Consider the following 15,075-nt stretch of genomic DNA (forward strand, 5'->3'; position numbering starts at 1 on the left):
TTGTATATCAACACTTTATGTTTTCACCTACCACCTCCCCCTTCGGGTACTCCTCCTTCCTGAAGGAGGAGAGTTTCAGATACCCTTGTTTTGACACACTCTCAGTCAGATATCATCACTTAGTTTTGCCCTCCTCACTCTTGGGGCTCAAGCGTTTTGCAGTGTAATGTGACAACGACCACATGGAGGGGCGGGGTCGGCCCGTCCGGATACACCCACGATGTAGGGACACACCACGGTGTGTCCGCCCGGTTTCATACGGGACATGTTCGGATTGGCGTTCGTGGATGTGTATGCGGACGCATCCCCCCTGCCGTGCGGGAGACGTTGCGTGCAACGTCTCTACATCGTACGCGGTTTCGCAGATGCACACTGCGGCGGGGTTACATGTAGGGGCGGGGTCGGCCCGCCCGGATACACCCACAATGTAGGGACACACCACGGTGTGTCCGCCCGGTTTCATACGGGACATGTTCGGGGCGATATTCGTGGATGTGTATACGGACGCACCATGGTGCGTCCCTACAGGGTAAACCCAACATGTTCAATATACAGAGCGGAGTTCGTGTACGTCTCCATCCACGTTGGAGGAGACTGCCTCCGCATCAGTCCTCCATCAGCTTGCGATAGCGGACACGTTTGGGTTCCTCCTTGCCCAGGCGTTTCTGCTTGTTCTCTTCGTACTCCGAATATGAACCTTGGAAGAAGAACACGTTCGAGTCACCCTCGAAGGCCAGGATGTGCGTACAGATACGGTCCAGGAACCAACGGTCGTGGCTGATGACCACCGCACAACCGGCAAAGTCCTCCAGACCTTCCTCCAACGCACGAAGGGTGTTCACGTCGATATCGTTGGTGGGCTCGTCGAGCAACAGCACGTTGCCCTCTTCCTTCAGCGCCATGGCCAGGTGCAGGCGGTTACGCTCACCGCCGGAAAGCACACCGCAAAGCTTTTCCTGGTCGGCTCCCGAGAAGTTGAAGCGCGACAGGTAGGCACGGGCGTTGATGTCGCGGCCTCCCATGCGTATCAGTTCATTGCCGCCCGAGATAACCTGATAGACACTCTTGTTGGGGTCAATGTCCTTGTGCTGCTGGTCCACGTAGGCCACCTTCACGGTCTCGCCCACCTCAAACTCGCCCTTGTCGGCCTTCTCCAGTCCCATAATCAGGCGGAACAGCGTGGTCTTTCCGGCACCGTTCGGGCCGATGATACCCACGATACCGTTGGGCGGAAGCATGAAGTTCAGGTCGTCGAAGAGCAGCTTGTCGCCGTAAGCCTTGGCCACGTGCTTGGCCTCGATGACCTTGTTGCCCAGTCGGGGACCGTTGGGGATGAAGATTTCCAACTTCTCTTCTTTCTCCTTCACGTCCTCATTCAGCAACTTGTCGTAAGAGTTCAGACGGGCTTTTCCCTTCGCCTGTCGGGCCTTGGGCGCCATGCGCACCCACTCCAATTCACGCTCCAGCGTCTTGCGGCGCTTGCTGGCCGTCTTTTCCTCCATCTCCATGCGCTTGGTCTTCTGTTCCAGCCAGCTGGAGTAGTTGCCCTTCCAGGGGATGCCTTCGCCGCGGTCCAGCTCCAGAATCCATCCGGCCACGTGGTCCAGGAAGTAACGGTCGTGCGTCACGGCAATCACCGTACCCTCATACTGCTGCAGATGCTGCTCCAGCCAGTCGATGGACTCGGCATCCAGGTGGTTGGTAGGTTCATCCAGCAACAGTACATCGGGCTTCTGCAACAGCAGGCGGCAGAGAGCCACCCGGCGGCGTTCGCCTCCCGAGAGATGCTCTACGGACTGGTCCTCAGGCGGACAACGCAGCGCGTCCATGGCACGCTCCAGCTTGCTGTCCAGGTTCCAGGCATCGGTCGCGTCGATGATGTCCTGCAACTCAGCCTGGCGCGAAAACAGCTTCTCCATCTTTTCCGGGTCTTCATAGTACTCCGGCAGACCGAACTTCTGGTTGATATCCTCGTATTCCGTCAGCGCGTCCACAATGGGCTGCACGCCTTCCATCACCACTTCCTTCACCGTCTTGGTAGGATCCAGGTAAGGCTCCTGGGCCAGATAGCCTACCGTATATCCCGGTGAGAACACCACCTCGCCCTGATAGGACTTGTCCAGTCCGGCAATAATCTTCAGCAAGGTGGACTTACCCGAACCGTTCAGACCGATGATACCAATCTTCGCCCCATAGAAGAAGGAGAGATAGATGTTCTTCAGTACTTGTTTGTTATTCTGTTGGATGGTCTTGTTCAACCCGACCATCGAAAAAATGATTTTCTTATCGTCTACTGTTGGCATAGATTGTTATGATTAAATTTATAGGAGTTATAAGGAGTAAAAGGGAGTTATCGTCTGCCTGAAGGCAGGCTTAGGAGTTAAAGGCCGATACTCTTCTGTGGTAAAGACTCAGTACCCTCTGTGGCGAAAGATGGCACGCAGATGACACAGATGAAACGGATGACCGCAGATTTTTTCTGTGTTAATCAGAGTAATCGGTGGTAAATAAATAAAACTGTGAAACTCTGTCTGTGTTAATCAGAGTAATCGGTGGTAAATAAATAAAACTGTGAAACTCTGTGTCCTCTGTGGTGAAAGATGGCACGCGGATGACACAGATGAGACGGATGACCGCAGATGTTTATCAACACTTAAGATTCGGAACACACCTTTTGTAGCAGATTCTTCATCAAGAACTCCAGAATACCCTCAGACAACTTAATACTATTAAGATTCCAATGATTAACGTTAATATACTCTCTATTAGCTTCTTTGATTTTTTTCTTTTCCGATTTAGAGGCTCCCAGCAAGACCTCCAAATAGGCATATATCTTTGTTTTCTTAGCAGGGAGAGTCAAAGCCTCTCCGTTTTTCCAAGGCAAGCTTATTTCCTTGAGTGCATTTTCGTACATGCTCCAGCAATCCATTACAGGCCGGTTATCCGGATTGATGATTTGCTCCAGCAAGTCTTCCAGTTCACCTTCAGACCTATCGTCCGGGAACAGGAACAATTCAAAATCAGCGCCGTTTTTGGTCCTCCATTCCAACAGTTCCTTACGACGTTTTTCCCGGTCTTCATCCGCATCGAAAATCACGAGGTTAATCCCTCCATCATCCGAATTCCGATTCATCTGGTTCAAATACGTATTTTCGGTGTCCGCCGACAGCAGATTGGTATAACCTCCTGTAACAACAATGCCATCTTCTTTCTTATAACCAAAATGATACTCAATCAATTGTTCCAAGAAACGTTTATCAGCTATCCCTTCCACAAAAATCTTATAATCCTCTCTCATCTTCTGATTTCTATTTCATTGTCAATAGCTTCCTTCAGTTCCCTGTAAGCATATTTATAGGCCTGAAATCCCTTATGTTTTGTTTTGGCAATATTATACACATGTACCAGTTCCTGCAGATTATCATTATTCTGCATGACATTTTTCAACCCTTGCAGACAGTCCAAGTTATGAGTTGTCACAAAAATCTGTACATTCCGTTTCTTTGCAAAATCAAGAATGGTTTTCCACATACACCTGTGTGCACTATAGTGCAAACCATTGTCCACTTCATCAATCAGAACAGTATGATAATCCTCATTGGCGATGGTCGATAAGATATTAATCATACGCCTGATTCCATCTCCTGCCATACCAATGGGCAACAGTTCTTGCACCCCCTCCATTTTCAGGAACAATCCATCCGGCAATGCTTCCACTGCATCAATGGCCGGTTCGAAATTGTGCAGGGCATCTATCACTTCCTGTTTCTTATTTCTTTTTACCAGCAGAGCAAAATTGGAAGCGGCATTATTGTCGTTCTTGTCGGCAGAAATGAATAAACAATTCATATCCTCGCGATAACTGTTATCCACGGTTTGCTGCACATTTCCTCCTGCATCCGTATATAAGGTTGTATGATGAGTGTACGTTTCCCCCTCGGTAACATCAAACGACAGATCCAACTGTTTGATAGTCGATCTTGAAGATGACCCGCTCGATGTGATATCTGTGACGTCATTCGTCATAACAGGTACAAAAGTCAGTTTTCTTATCCCCTCCTTCATGACAGCTTTAAGCACAGGCAGTTCCGCAAAATTCAAATTATGGAACAGATACCTCGCACTGTCCACTGTAGCCGTCGACAACATTCTCCAATAATTAACTCTTGTCGGCATAAGCGGATTCGACATACCGGACAGCATAAAAAGCACTTCCAGAATGGATGTTTTTCCCACATTATTCGCACCGGTAAATACATTGATACGAGCCAAATCATCTACAACAAGATGGTCAAACCCCCTAAAATTGGTAATTTCAATTTTGCTGTAACTGTTGTTCATGAATACACGAATTTATGTGGTACAAAGATAGCGAAAGGTGAGTGGAGAGGCAAACGAAAAACACAGTTTTTCAGCTTGACTATCCCGAACCGCATCCTATCTTATCAAAAGATAGCGAAAGGTGAGTGGAGAGGCAAACGAAAAACACAGTTTTTCAACTTGACTATCCCGAACCGCATCCTATCTTATCAAAAGATAGCGAAAGGTGAGTGGAGAGGCAAACGAAAAACACAGTTTTTCTGTGTTAATCTGAGTAATCGGTGGTGAATAAATAAGACTGTGAAACTCTGTGTCCTCTGTGGTGAGAAATGGCACGCAGATGACACGGATGAGCAGACTTTGTTAGCGGTTAGTGGTTAGTGGTTAACGGTTAGTGGTTAATACCTCATTCGCACATTACCCCATTAACACCTTCCCTCATTACCACATTTGCACATTCCCCCATCACCTCCAATGCTTCCACCGGTTTCCCCCCAGCAGGTTCACCTTGTAAATCAGACCGACGGAGACATACTTGCCGTCCTGCAGTTCCAGGAGGAAGTTGAAGTGGTCGCTCCAGATGGAATACGTGGCGCCCACGTTGATGGTTTTGGCATCATATTCCGCTATCACGTTCAGCTCTTTCAGGAAGTAAGGCCGGAAGTTCACCCCCACGGCAGGACCGTTCAGCGGATAGTCCGTCCGTTTGTTGTAGAGCCAGGCGACATGTACGCCCAACTCGCCCCATCTCGTCTGGAAGTGCTTGGTCACGGCGGCATACCAGCGGTTGAAGTAACCGTTTCCGCTACCATCTACTGCCATACTCGTATAATCGAAGCTACCACCTGTTGTCGGGTCACTCACACCCAAGACAATGGAAGGCATGTATTTCCACAATTCCCCCTCTTTCAGCACTTGCAGACGAGCTGCAAAGTGGCGGTCCTGGTTCACAAACTTTCCCCACGTCACTTCAGGCCAGTAGTTAAATCCATCTTGTCCTTTGACTAAGGTACAGATATATGCTATTTCCAGTCGTTCTAAGAAAGTGATGTTCAAGAAATAGTTGTACGTATCATACCCCCACCATCTTTGGTTAGGCAGGTTATGTTTGTTCAGGAAGTTTCCTCCAATGATGAAAGTCCCGTCCCGCTGCATCTCCGCGCTGGGCATGTGCAACAATCCCGTCACACCTCCTGTAAACTGGGCGTTACTCCGCTGAATACCTAATAGTAGGCAAAACACGGATAGCAGCAGTCCTTTTATTCCGGTGTGTCTCAATCCGCTTATTATTATCATTTCAATTTATTGTCTTAAGAAGCTACGAGCTACGAAATAGTGACAAGCTACGAGCTACGAGTGGGTGGATTAGTTTTTGAGTTTATTAATAGGTTGTAGTTAAGAAGTTAGGGAGTTAAGCCAATACCTTTTATGAATGGTAAATGATAAATGGTAAATGGTTAATAAATTCTTCATTCTTCATTTCCAGAGATTCATCATTCTTCATTTTCTTGTCTATCGGCTTTTAACTCCTAAGCCCACCCCGCATGGCCCTCCCCCTTCTGGGGGAGTTGGAGGGGGCTTCCTTCTGGGGGAGTTGGAGGAGACTTCCTTTTGGGGAGCCAGAGGGGGCTTTCTAAAAACTCAAAAACCTCCTCCCACCCCCCACTTGTAACTCGTAGCTTGTAGCTTGTAGCTCGTAGCTTATAGCTCGTCACTATTTCGTAGCTCAATGCCTACTTCAACAATGTGGCAATAGACGCAGCCATAGTACCCAGCGAAGCGAAAGATGTTGCATAGCCTAAAATATCACCAATGCCCATACCTTGTTTTTTCTTCCTGCTCGGCACCACAATCTCACATCCGGGTTCAATCTGCTTGCTGCCATTGCCTTTCAACTTCGCCACCTGTCCATTCATGTAGATAATGAACTTCTTGCTTTTCTTCGCGTGCTGGCTGTATCCCCCCGCCTGGTTCAGGTAGTACTTGACCCCTTCCCCCTTTATGTAGGACACTGTATTCGGTACCATCACGGCTCCGTTGATTTTCACCGTATTGGCATATTCGGGAATGTGCAGCACATCCCCTTCCCGCAGCACCAGATCCGCGTCTCCGCCCGGATGGGCCAAGGCTGCTTCCAAGTCGATACCCACGGTAAAGGTCGAATCCACGCGAATACCCAAGGAGTCTATCATGGCTTCTCCCAGCTCCCGGCTCATCAATCGGATGACCGCCTGCATTCTCCGGATTTCCTCGTCGTTGGCCACGCGGGTCAGCTTGGCTCCCCGCACGTATGCAGAACCGGTCACGCCCCCCGCTTTCTTTACCAACTCACTCAGCCGTTCCGTTTTCGAGGTCATGGCATAGATTCCCCCAAAGATCACTTCCCCATCAATGCGTACATTCTGTTGTACCTGGTAGCCCGGACTGCGGCGCACAAACACCTGGTCGTAGGGTTGCAGCACAAAGCCCGGCTGACCGTCTATCACAAACCCGTCCTTCAGTCCGAAGCTGTACAGTTGTCCGATACTGTCCGTACTGTTCACACTTTTCGGGTCTTTGATGCGGCGTGCCACGTCCACCCTCACCGTAGAGGCTGCCTCCCGCAAGCCGCCTGCCTGGATAATCAGGTCTTCCAATGTCAGGTTGTCGGCGTACGGATAGCTGTCCGGCTTCGCCACCTCGCCGTAGATGACTACGTTACCCCGATCCTGCAGGTCGTGGATGCTGGGAATATAGAGGACGTCGTTCTTTCGCAGCGGGATGTCGGGAATCCGCCCCTCCATCAGCGCCTTCACGTCTACGGACACGATTTCCGAGGTCAGGTCGTCCCGCTGCCGTTGCAGCACAGCCCGGTTCGTAAAGGCATCATCCATCAGTCCTTTGGCCTTCTCAATCAGGCTGCGCACCGTGTTCACTTGCCCGTTCAGTTCGTAAATGTCCGGCCGGTACACGGCTCCCTTCACCTCCACCTTGTTGGTGAAGCGGTTCAGGATGGCGCCCACCGTCACCACGTCGCCATCACGCAGCTTGCACACGCTGTAGTCCATTTCGTCCACCGTCTTCACCTCGTATTCCTCACCGTTCTGGCGCACGATGCGCACGTTGCGGCTATAAGCGTCTGCATTGAATCCACCCGCATATTTCAGCAGGGCGGCCAGCGTCTCGTCCTTCTTCATCTCGAACTTCATCGGCCGCTTTACGTTACCGCTCATTTTCACCAGCAGTTCATAGGCGGGAACAATGATTACATCTCCTTCTTCCAGGCGGATGTCATCCTTGATTTTTCCCTGCATGATGAAGTCGTACACATCCACCGTTGCAATTTTCTTTCCGTTTCTCACCAGTTGTACGTTGCGCAAGCTGCCGATGCGGTTCACGCCGCCTGCCTGATAGAGCGCGTGGAACACCGTCGAGAAGGCCGACAGTGCGTAGGTACCCGGCTGCACCACCTCGCCCATGATATTGATTTGGATGGTGCGCGTGTTGCCCAGGGTCATCTTGATTTGGTTGTTCTCGTTGGAGTACAGTTTGCCCAGCTCCTGCTTCAGGTGCCGGTTGGCTCCCTCCACCGTCATCCCGCTCAGGTAGATGGGGCCCAATTCCTGCACGTTGATGGTGCCGTCCGGCGAGATGGTCTGTCGGATGGTATTCTGGCTCGCTCCCCAGATGTCAATGATAACCTCGTCCCCCGGTCCCAGCCGGTAGTTGGGCGGAGTGGCCATGTTGCTGTTCGGTTCAAAGGTCAGATTCCGCGTGTTGAAGATGTTCCGTCCGAACACCCGTTCTTCCTGCGCCAGTTCCTCCGTCGTAGGCTGGTCGTCCAGCATGCCCGAAGTCTCGTCCTTCGTTTCTTCCCGCAGCCGCGCCTCGTTCAGGTCGGTACCCTGCATGGTGGCAGGGTTGGTACCGCTCTGCCGTTCATACAGTTCCTTCACCCGTTGCGCCTGTTCCTGGGTCACTCCGCGGCGTGCCAGTTCCGCCGCCATCTGTTTCTGGTCCTTCCCCTGCTTCACGCCATCCTTCACGTATTCCAGCACTTGGCTGTCCGTCATGGACTGCGCCTGCACCGTGCCCGTCCAGGCAGCAGCCAGCATCAGAGGAACGATAATCCATCGCTTCATATTCCTTCTCATGTTATCTAGTTTCATCAAAAAAAATCGTTATGTAAATATTCTTATATATTTAAATTTCACAAGTCTATATGATAGGTTGTTGTAGTGTTATAGTTAAGAAGTTAAGCCAATACCTTTTAAGATTGAAAGATATTAAGCTATCACATTTTTTAAGACTTTATAATAGCCCAAACTCATCAACACAACAACTCATTGCTCGCAACTCAGCATAAATTAACTGCAAGAACTATTCTTTTCCTTCAACTGCTTCCACAATTCCTCACCAAACAACACCCAGCCGGCAGTTCCAACCAACGCCAAAAAGACAAAAGCAATCAGAATCATCTTCTTACCTGGCCCGGCAGGCTGCAAAGGTACCGTCGCAGGTTCCACAACAGCGAATACCGGTTTCGCCTCCTGCACCTTCCCACGAGCCAGCTGCAATTGCTGGGCCATCTGGTTGTACACCTGGTAGGCCAACGTCATGTCATTCTGCAGGCGTTCCGCCTCCATTTTCGACTTCTGCGTATAGAGGCTCTTGTTTTCGTCCATGTAGGCGGCATACCGCTGCTGAGCCTCATAATACTCCTGTTGCCGTTCCTTGTACAATTTCTCCCAGTAAGCACAATCCTCGGTGGCCTTTCGCGTCCGATAATCTGTCACATAATCCTGTAACTTCCGAACCACACTGTCGGCTACGCAAGCCGCTACCACCGGATCCTGGAAAGTAACTGTTACCGTAGTAATTCCCGTTTTCTTATCCACAGTAGCCGTCATAGCGCCCTTGATACCCTTCAATTTACCCGCTTCTATTTTAGTCAAACGGAAAGGATCTATTGTTCTTTCGCCACTCTCTTCCTTCTCATCCGAAAATAAAGACATCACTCCTCCTATCATTCTCCCCGGTAATCCTAAAATATAGCCCCACCACGGTTGCCGTTGTTTGTCCATATATTCATTCAACAATAACGGTTGTTCAGCATCCTCAGGTGTCACAGGCATATTATACAATTCCAAAGCAAAAGGATTGGAAGCCAAAATATCCGGGAAAAGAGTAATGTTCAACGCATCAACCTCATTACCCGTAGACAGATTACCCAATCCCAACATGGCGGCAGCACTCGCCAGTCTGCTACTACTTGTTCTCACTGATTCCGGAGCCAAAATTACCGTCACACTATACGTCCTTGGAATGCTGAAACCGACAATCAGCCCTAACACAACAGCTATCCCCACTGCTTTATAGAACCATATCCTTTTCCTCCAAAGTTTCCGGGCCAATTCCAGCAAGTCTATTTCCTGCTCTTCCGCCCGCTTCTCCTGGGTCAATTCCGTCATTTTATTTCCTATTTAAATTTAACAAATTATTTAAGTTTCGCAGGTTTATTATCGCTGCGGTCATCTTGTTTCATCCGTGTCATCTGCGTGCCATTGTTTCACCATAGAGGACACAGAGTTACACGGAGTTTTTTTTACCACAGACCTTGTTAGCGGTTAACGGCGTTTATTAGTGGTTAATGGTTAACGGTTAGTGGTTAATACCCCATTATCCCATTAGCACATTACCCCATTAACACATTACCACATTTGCACATTAGCACAATAGCACATTACCACATTACCATGCGGCCGCAAAGATACAACAATCCCCTTACATACACAAGAGGCATTTATTCTGTCAAAATAAAAATGACCTACATATCAGTGTTTAATGGTTAATAACATATACCTCATTAGCACATTCTCACATTACCACATTCTCATCCCTTCTCAAAATCCTTAATCCGTTGCTCCTCGCTCCGCTTGCAAACCAGAATCCGTCCGTTCTTTTCTGCGACGATATACCCGTCCAGTCCTTGAAGGACAACCGACTTGGCCTCGGCGGTTTGAACTACACAATCCCGACATTCGTACATGCTAACCTTCCCGATAGCGGCATTCCCCGCTTCATCCTTTTGCAGTAAGCCATAGAGCGAAGCCCAATTCCCCAGGTCACTCCATCCGAAGTCGGCCGGTATCGTATAGATGCATTCCGCCTTCTCCATGACCGCATAGTCAATACTGATTTTCTCACACGTAGGAAAGATACGGGTCACGGTCTCGGCCTCCTGCTCCGTGCCGAAGCCTTCCGCCATCTCATCCATCTGCGTACAAAGAGCCGGCACATGCTTGCGCAGCTCCGCCACGATGGTACGGATGTTCCAGACAAAGATTCCCGCGTTCCAGAAATAATGTCCGTCCTCCACATACTTCATCGCCGTTTCCCGGTTCGGTTTTTCCCGGAAAGACTGCACCTTCCAAACCTCCTCCGCAGTTTGTACGTCGGTGGCTTGGATATACCCGTACCCTGTCTCCGGCCGGTTCGGTTGGATGCCGACGGTCACAATGGCCGTACGGTTCTCCGTAAAGTCCAAAGCCCGTTGTATCACCCGCCTGAATTCCGGCACGTCCAGGACCAACGCATCCGAAGGAGTCACTACGATATTGGCTGTGGGATATTGTTCCTTGATTTTCCAGCAAGCATACGCGATACACGGAGCCGTATTGCGTGCAGCGGGTTCAGCCAGGATATTCCCGGCAGGCACCTGCGGCAGATGATCCTTCACCATATCCACATAAGCCTGGTTCGTCACCACCCACATACGTTCAGGCGAACAAATCTCCTGAAAACGTTCCGCCGTCAGTTGAATCAAGCTCTTCCCCACTCCCATCACGTCCACAAATTGTTTGGGATAAGCAGGAGTGCTCAGCGGCCAGAAACGGCTCCCGATGCCGCCGGCCATAATAATCACATGCGTATTCGTATTCATTTACTTAAGATGAAATGTATAAAAAATGACACACAGATGACAGAAATCAATGGTTAATGATGAGTGGTGAGTATGAAACGCAAATTGACGCGGATTAACGCAAAAAATAATCTGTGAACATCTGTTTGATCTGTGTAATCCGTGGTCGTTTTTTCACCACAGAGGACACAGAGTTTCATGGTTTTATTTATTCACCACAGATTACTCTGATTAGCACAGAATAAATCTGCGGTCATCTGTCTTATCCGTGTCATCTGTGTGCCATAATTCTGAATTCTAAACTCTGAACTCTCATTCATCCTCACATTTGCACATTACCCCATTACCTCCCTCCATACATCGTCTCATAATACCGCTGGTGGTCCCCACTCGTCACGTTATCCATCCACGCCTGGTTATCCAGATACCAACGTACCGTTTTCTCAATACCCTCCTCAAACTGGAGGCTTGGCTCCCAGCCCAGTTCCTTCTGCAACTTCGTGGAATCGATGGCATAGCGCATGTCGTGCCCCAGACGGTCTGTTACATAAGTTATCAGGTTCATGTCCTCCCCTTCTTCACGTCCCAGCAACCGGTCCACCGTTTTGATTACCACCTTGATAATGTCAATGTTCTTCCACTCGTTGAAACCGCCGATGTTGTACGTCTCCGCAATCTTTCCGTTGTGGAAAATCACGTCTATGGCGCGCGCATGGTCTTCCACATACAGCCAGTCGCGCACGTTCTCGCCCTTGCCATACACCGGTAACGGCTTGCGGTGACGGATGTTGTTGATAAAGAGCGGAATCAGCTTCTCCGGGAACTGGTACGGGCCGTAATTGTTGGAACAGTTCGTTACGATGGTCGGCATCCCGTACGTATCGTGATACGCCCGTACGAAGTGGTCGCTGCTCGCCTTGCTGGCACTGTACGGACTGTGCGGGTTGTACTTGGTCGTCTCGTAGAAGAACTCCTCCCCATACGCCAGGTGGTGCTTGCCGGAAGAGGCCTTCGTGGTAAACGGCGGCTTGATACCTTCGGGATGCGTCATCTCCAGGGCGCCATACACCTCGTCTGTCGAGATGTGGTAGAACCGCTTGCCCTCATATTTCTCCGGCAATGATTCCCAGTACAACTTTGCCGCCTGCAGCAGGCTCAGCGTACCCATCACGTTGGTGCGTGCAAAGGTAAACGGATCCTTGATGCTGCGGTCCACATGGCTCTCTGCTGCCAGGTGAATGATGCCGTCCACGTGTTCCTCCTGCATCAGTCGGTAAAACGCATCGAAATCGCAAATGTCCATCTTCACGAACTGGTAGTTCGGTTGATTCTCCACATCCTTCAGATTGGCCAGGTTACCCGCATATGTCAGCTTGTCCAGGTTGATGATGCGATACTCGGGATACTTGTTCACAAACAGGCGCACCACATGGCTGCCAATAAAACCGGCACCGCCGGTGATTACGATATTTCTTTTGAAAGTCATTTCAACAATGTTTAATGGTTAATGATGAATGGTTAATAATAAATGGGAAATAGTTAAAATCTTCACTCTTAACTTTTCACTTTTAATTCTTCATTCCTCATTCTTCATTTTGAAGTTCTTTTAAGTTCCTCAATCACCTGCAACAGATATTGCCCATACTGATTCTTCAACATCGGCTGCGCCAACTCACGCATTTTTTCCTCGGTAATCCATCCCTTACGGAAAGCAATGCCTTCCAGACAGGCCACTTTCAGGCCTTGACGCTTCTCAATCACCTCGATGAATGTTGATGCCTCGCTCAATGAGTCATGCGTTCCTGTATCCAGCCAAGCAAAGCCGCGGCCTAAGGTCTGCACCTTCAGCTCTCCGTCTTTCAGGAATTCCTGGTTTACAGTAGTAATCTCCAGTTCCCCACGTGCCGACGGTTTAATGTTCTTGGCAACCTCCACCACCTTGTTCGGATAAAAATACAAGCCTACCACGGCATAATTGGACTTCGGGTGTTGTGGTTTCTCTTCAATGGAGAGACAATTCCCCGCCTTATCAAATTCCGCCACACCATAGCGCTCCGGATCACTTACCCAATAACCAAACACCGTTGCCTTCCCGTCTTCCTCAGCCGTCCGTACCGCCTCTCTCAATAACGGAGTTAATCCATTGCCATGGAAAATGTTATCCCCAAGAATCAGACAGGCAGAATCGTTACCAATAAAATTTTCCCCTATAATGAATGCCTGCGCCAGTCCGTCGGGACTCGGTTGTTCTGCATACTCAAAGCGTACACCGTAGTCCGAACCATCGCTCAACAAGCGTTTGAAGCCCGGCAGGTCGTAGGGCGTGGAGATGATGAGGATTTCGCGGATACCCGCCAACATCAATACCGAGATGGGATAATAAATCATCGGTTTATCAAAGATAGGAATCAGTTGCTTACTGATACCCTTGGTGATAGGATACAATCGTGTACCGCTGCCACCGGCTAATACGATGCCTTTCATAATCTACTTTTATCGGATTATAACACAAATTTTACGTAGCAACCATCATTCAATATCAATTTCACCCATAAACGCCCAAAATTGTTTAGCAATAACCTCCGGAGATAAATTATCTATTACATATTGGCGTGCCGCTTTGCCCATTGCCATCCGTTTATCACGATTACACAACAACATTTTTATCCCATCCGCCATTTTGTCTTCATCGTCCCAGACAGCAATCTCATTATGATTGACGGTCAAGCCTTCTGCACCGATAGAGGTAGTAACCACACAGCAACCATAAGACATGGCTTGTATAATCTTATTCTGAATTCCTGCCCCAGTCAACATTGGAGCGACCACAACGGTTGCATGCTGAAAATATGGTTCTAATGAATCAACGAACCCCATTACCTGAATATTAGCATTATTCGCCAACCTCTGCACTCTCTTATCAGGATGAGCGCCTACAATTTGAAACTGCAATTCCGGATAAACAGCAAGCAATTTAGGTAACACACATTCAGCAAACGTTGTTACCGCTACCACATTCGGTTCATAATTCATTTTACCTACAAACAGCAATAAGTTCTCATTATCATGCTTAGATATAAGTATATCAGCAGGAATATCCACCTTATTCCCTACCACAAAAACTTCCTTATCCATCTTTCAAAATGTATTTCCTGTCAACTTCTGAAATAATAGCACAACGATGAAACGAATTCAGAACTTGTTGCTCATACCTTTTGCACCTTCTGTAATCTATCTCATAAATTAGTTTTTTCACCCCTTTGGCTTTTTGTTTCGCCTTTTCATAATTCATCGAGATAGCATCCACAAAATCCATTACTTTCACAACTCCTGAATATCTTCTTACATATTCAGCCGTTCGTATATTGTTACAGAATACGATATCATAATCTTGTATACAGGAATCAATATATTTTTTCATCGTTATGTTATAATAATAATTCACCTGCAGAGGCAACTTATTAAACAAAAAGCGCAGCGTCTGTACATAGCACAACCTTTTAGGAACTTGAAAGCAAGTAGCTTTTTTTACAGCAGGCACATAATTTCGGATTAAATTATCGGCTCTATTGGGAGTCTGATAAACAACATCCACCTCATATCTCTGCAAAAGGAACTCCAATTGCTGAGCTGTCCTGATTTGGTCTCCACCTATAATCGGATAGATAGGACGCGAAGAGATAAAAAGAACCTTTTTCTTCATATTACAGTATATTTCCATTGCAAATATATGCAAAATACACAATATTTGCATTCGTAATCATTCTATTTTCCGACACGATAATTTTATCGGCTGTTTTTCAGCCGATAAAATAAAAATGTCCGCAAGAAAATATTTTTGTTTTAACATTTCG

11 protein-coding genes are annotated in these 15,075 nt (G+C 48.3%); all 11 read right to left on the reverse strand.

What is annotated here, in order from left to right:
* Positions 1–605: 605 nt before the first annotated feature.
* The 11 genes from ettA to Q1Y74_RS10910 all read right to left on the reverse strand — a co-directional run bounded on the left by ettA (position 606) and on the right by Q1Y74_RS10910 (position 14,924).
* Positions 606–2,303, reverse strand: coding sequence for an energy-dependent translational throttle protein EttA (gene ettA / locus Q1Y74_RS10860; RefSeq protein ID WP_300814348.1), 1,698 nt, complete (start codon positions 2,301–2,303; stop codon positions 606–608).
* A gap of 350 nt (positions 2,304–2,653) precedes the next feature.
* Positions 2,654–3,298 (reverse strand): DUF3226 domain-containing protein, encoded by a 645-nt coding sequence (locus tag Q1Y74_RS10865; protein ID WP_300814350.1) that lies wholly within the window; start codon positions 3,296–3,298, stop codon positions 2,654–2,656.
* A complete protein-coding gene (locus Q1Y74_RS10870) occupies positions 3,295–4,341 on the reverse strand; it encodes an AAA family ATPase (protein ID WP_300814352.1) in 1,047 nt (348 codons plus the stop codon). The genes Q1Y74_RS10865 and Q1Y74_RS10870 overlap by 4 nt, the downstream gene beginning before the upstream one ends.
* Positions 4,342–4,785: 444 nt before the next feature.
* Entirely contained in the window at positions 4,786–5,616 is an 831-nt protein-coding gene (locus tag Q1Y74_RS10875) for a YjbH domain-containing protein (protein WP_300814353.1), read from the reverse strand.
* A gap of 437 nt (positions 5,617–6,053) precedes the next feature.
* The gene (locus Q1Y74_RS10880) at positions 6,054–8,441 is read right to left on the reverse strand and encodes an SLBB domain-containing protein (RefSeq protein ID WP_300814361.1); all 2,388 of its coding nucleotides are present in this window, start codon (positions 8,439–8,441) and stop codon (positions 6,054–6,056) included.
* Between the two features lie 225 nt (positions 8,442–8,666).
* Positions 8,667–9,770, reverse strand: a complete 1,104-nt coding sequence (locus Q1Y74_RS10885; RefSeq protein WP_300814355.1) for a Wzz/FepE/Etk N-terminal domain-containing protein — start codon at positions 9,768–9,770, stop codon at positions 8,667–8,669.
* A 422-nt stretch (positions 9,771–10,192) separates the two neighbouring features.
* On the reverse strand, positions 10,193–11,242 hold the full coding sequence (locus Q1Y74_RS10890) for a mannose-1-phosphate guanylyltransferase (RefSeq protein WP_300814356.1): 1,050 nt from the start codon (positions 11,240–11,242) through the stop codon (positions 10,193–10,195).
* 322 nt (positions 11,243–11,564) lie between these two features.
* A complete protein-coding gene (rfbB, locus tag Q1Y74_RS10895; RefSeq protein ID WP_300814357.1) occupies positions 11,565–12,707 on the reverse strand; it encodes a dTDP-glucose 4,6-dehydratase in 1,143 nt (380 codons plus the stop codon).
* Between the two features lie 104 nt (positions 12,708–12,811).
* Positions 12,812–13,705 (reverse strand): glucose-1-phosphate thymidylyltransferase RfbA, encoded by an 894-nt coding sequence (rfbA, locus tag Q1Y74_RS10900; RefSeq protein WP_300814358.1) that lies wholly within the window; start codon positions 13,703–13,705, stop codon positions 12,812–12,814.
* Between the two features lie 45 nt (positions 13,706–13,750).
* Positions 13,751–14,356, reverse strand: coding sequence for a glycosyltransferase family 4 protein (locus Q1Y74_RS10905; protein WP_300814359.1), 606 nt, complete (start codon positions 14,354–14,356; stop codon positions 13,751–13,753).
* A complete protein-coding gene (locus Q1Y74_RS10910; RefSeq protein ID WP_300814360.1) occupies positions 14,349–14,924 on the reverse strand; it encodes a hypothetical protein in 576 nt (191 codons plus the stop codon). Before Q1Y74_RS10910 ends, Q1Y74_RS10905 begins: the two co-directional genes overlap by 8 nt.
* Positions 14,925–15,075 lie beyond the last annotated feature (151 nt).

It is taken from the genome of uncultured Bacteroides sp., assembly GCF_949298305.1.
Taxonomy (GTDB): Bacteria; Bacteroidota; Bacteroidia; order Bacteroidales; family Bacteroidaceae; genus Bacteroides.

Excerpts from the sequence above, each read along its gene's own strand:
- ettA (WP_300814348.1), bottom strand. The coding sequence starts at position 2,303 with ATGCCAACAGTAGACGATAAGAAAATCATTTTTTCGATGGTCGGGTTG.
- Q1Y74_RS10865 (WP_300814350.1), bottom strand. The coding sequence starts at position 3,298 with ATGAGAGAGGATTATAAGATTTTTGTGGAAGGGATAGCTGATAAACGT.
- Q1Y74_RS10870 (WP_300814352.1), bottom strand. The coding sequence starts at position 4,341 with ATGAACAACAGTTACAGCAAAATTGAAATTACCAATTTTAGGGGGTTT.
- Q1Y74_RS10875 (WP_300814353.1), bottom strand. The coding sequence starts at position 5,616 with ATGATAATAATAAGCGGATTGAGACACACCGGAATAAAAGGACTGCTG.
- Q1Y74_RS10880 (WP_300814361.1), bottom strand. The coding sequence starts at position 8,441 with ATGAAGCGATGGATTATCGTTCCTCTGATGCTGGCTGCTGCCTGGACG.
- Q1Y74_RS10885 (WP_300814355.1), bottom strand. The coding sequence starts at position 9,770 with ATGACGGAATTGACCCAGGAGAAGCGGGCGGAAGAGCAGGAAATAGAC.
- Q1Y74_RS10890 (WP_300814356.1), bottom strand. The coding sequence starts at position 11,242 with ATGAATACGAATACGCATGTGATTATTATGGCCGGCGGCATCGGGAGC.
- rfbB (WP_300814357.1), bottom strand. The coding sequence starts at position 12,707 with ATGACTTTCAAAAGAAATATCGTAATCACCGGCGGTGCCGGTTTTATT.
- rfbA (WP_300814358.1), bottom strand. The coding sequence starts at position 13,705 with ATGAAAGGCATCGTATTAGCCGGTGGCAGCGGTACACGATTGTATCCT.
- Q1Y74_RS10905 (WP_300814359.1), bottom strand. The coding sequence starts at position 14,356 with ATGGATAAGGAAGTTTTTGTGGTAGGGAATAAGGTGGATATTCCTGCT.
- Q1Y74_RS10910 (WP_300814360.1), bottom strand. The coding sequence starts at position 14,924 with ATGAAGAAAAAGGTTCTTTTTATCTCTTCGCGTCCTATCTATCCGATT.